Annotated in this window: 3 protein-coding genes; 1 reads left to right on the top strand and 2 read right to left on the bottom strand. The window is 37.9% G+C overall.

Annotated features, from left to right (window positions below; all coding sequences use genetic code 11):
• Both ABHN01_RS25500 and ABHN01_RS25495 read right to left on the bottom strand, forming a co-directional pair.
• Positions 1-787 (bottom strand): spore germination protein (locus ABHN01_RS25500; protein ID WP_429877867.1); only part of this gene is annotated, 787 nt, incomplete at its 3' end.
• 250 nt (positions 788-1,037) lie between these two features.
• On the bottom strand, positions 1,038-1,232 hold the full coding sequence (locus ABHN01_RS25495) for a hypothetical protein (protein ID WP_429877866.1): 195 nt from the start codon (positions 1,230-1,232) through the stop codon (positions 1,038-1,040).
• 340 nt (positions 1,233-1,572) lie between these two features.
• Between ABHN01_RS25495 and ABHN01_RS25490 the strand changes: the two genes are divergently transcribed.
• Entirely contained in the window at positions 1,573-2,028 is a 456-nt protein-coding gene (locus ABHN01_RS25490) for an OsmC family protein (protein ID WP_429877865.1), read from the top strand.
• Positions 2,029-2,226 lie beyond the last annotated feature (198 nt).

Genomic DNA, 2,226 nt, shown 5'->3' with positions numbered 1-2,226 from the left:
GTCCTGTTAACACCTGTGGAGATCCATCCACGAATATAGCAATTTTACCTTCAGAAAGTACACTCGCTGTCCGGTCTGGACGCTCCGTATCGATCAATTGCGGAAAAGGAGAATTGTGGTTATCCGACATCAATTGTGTAATAAAGGAGCTGTCGATGATTTGATCAAATTCAATGTCTTTTATCCGTTGTAATACCGTGCTGATATTATCTTCGTTTGCAATACCTTGTATGTACATAACGACAACACGAGTTTTAGATAAATTACCGACCAAAATTTCTTTTGCATAAAGCTCTGGCAGCGGGAGCCGTTTACGGACCATATTTATATTTACATCGATGGCTTCAACAAAGGACTCTTTTGGTCCAACCACGCTGAACTCGGTTTCTGGAATGGTTACTTGCCTCTTTTCCACTGCTATGGCAGGAATGAGTGCGCACCTAGCGCTGGTTTCATTTTCATGTACTAGAATAAACCCGGATAATAATTTATCTTGTATGTCCTTGACGTCATCCGTAATCGTAACGCTTTCGACAGGTATCAGGTTTTTTAACTCATCCAGCGACTGGATCGGATGCTTCGTTATAGGAGATAACAAATCACGGTGTATAAAATCGGGATTGACTAAAGTCTTATAATAAGAGATATAAAATGGAAAAGATTTTCCCTGCCGGAACGAAATAAAATCCTTCGATTCTTTGCATTTTTCCAGAAGCTCAGAAAAGGTTGGTTCATTTTTGTCTTTATTGGACTGGCCGCCCTTTTGTCGCCTAAACCATTTGCCCAAGAATGCACATCTCCCTTATCCATTTTCCAAAATAGTGTCCCCTTAGCTTACTTGCCTTATTCAATTTGAGGAAGTAATGGAAGAAAAAAGAAGTTTGTTAGTCGTTTAACTGTATATGTTCGGGAACAATCAAAGTCAAGCATCATGCAGGGGGCTCCATTAATGCCACTAATTAATTGCAGGTAGTCATAACGCCGTCAATTGATACGATTATAGCGAACCTCGAAACATGAAGAAGCTACCCGTACATCTAATTTAATTTAATAAACAACCAGCGAGATGCCATGATCCGGTGTGTTTTTTTACGTTCGAAATCCCCAATGGAAGGAGGTTCAAAAGGTTTTGCTAATAAAAACAGCAGAAGGTTTATACTTGCGATTGAGATGAGTAATAAATTTTTATTTGCTGTACTTTTTAGGTTTATTTGCATTAATTTATTTTTCATCAACAAATCCATCTGGATCCTTAGAAGAAAAAATCTGTGCAAGAGTATCAGCACAATATGGGGATTGCAAAAAAATTCTTTTAATTGATACGAGTTCAGATCTAGCTTTTGCCAAAAGTGATTCTGGAATTATTCCTGTTATCATAAGTAAAGACCATTCGGAAATAAAACAGATTGTTCGTCCATTGGATTTCCAAGATTACTCCAATTTGCACTTCCGCTTACTGTACAAAAATTAAGTTAATTTCAGTAATATTCAAAACTCCTTTACACTAGGTTGTTGTTTTTATATAATTTGCATTATTCATATAAAATTACGGTGTTTAAGGGAGGAAATAACATGGCTCAAGCTTCAACATTGGTTAAAGTATCCGTTACCGGCAAGTGGGAATCCGGCGTTAAAACCAATCATACTGTACGGCAATTTTCCCCTTTTTCGATGGACGAACCTGTAGAATTAGGAGGTACTGATACCTCGCCAAATCCGATTGAATATGTGGCTGCAGCTCTCAATGGTTGCAATGGTGTAATGATTCCGTTAGTAGCCCAAGAAATGGGCTTTACTCTCACTGGAATTGACTTCAAAACGAGCGGAATTTTAGATACACGCGGACTCATGGGAGAAGAAGGAGTATCACCTCATTTTCAAAAAATTCGTTTTCAAGTAAATTTACAAACAGAGGAAAGCGAAGAGAGAGTTCAACAATTGAAACAAGAGGTAGAGCGCAGATGCCCGGTTTATAATCTCTTTGTAGATGCTAACATTGACATTCATACCGTTTGGAAGAAGAATTAGAATTTACAAGCGTAAGGTTGATAATAGACAGTAATAAAAAACTCTTAGGTGGTGAGAACATGGCTCCGGTTTAGTTTAGGCTGGGGTCATTTTTTATTGCTGAGGCCACCTTAGTTTTAATTATCACCAATTGACTTCAGTCGTATATGACCATCTAACCTAATGCTTAATTCAACTTTACAGAGTAAGTGTTTACTA

This window comes from Fictibacillus sp. NRS-1165, assembly GCF_050468105.1.
Classification (GTDB): Bacteria; Bacillota; Bacilli; order Bacillales; family Fictibacillaceae; genus Fictibacillus_C; species Fictibacillus_C terrinigri.
The sequence above is the reverse complement of the archived record's forward strand: the minus strand, read 5'-3'. Positions and strand labels throughout refer to the sequence as shown.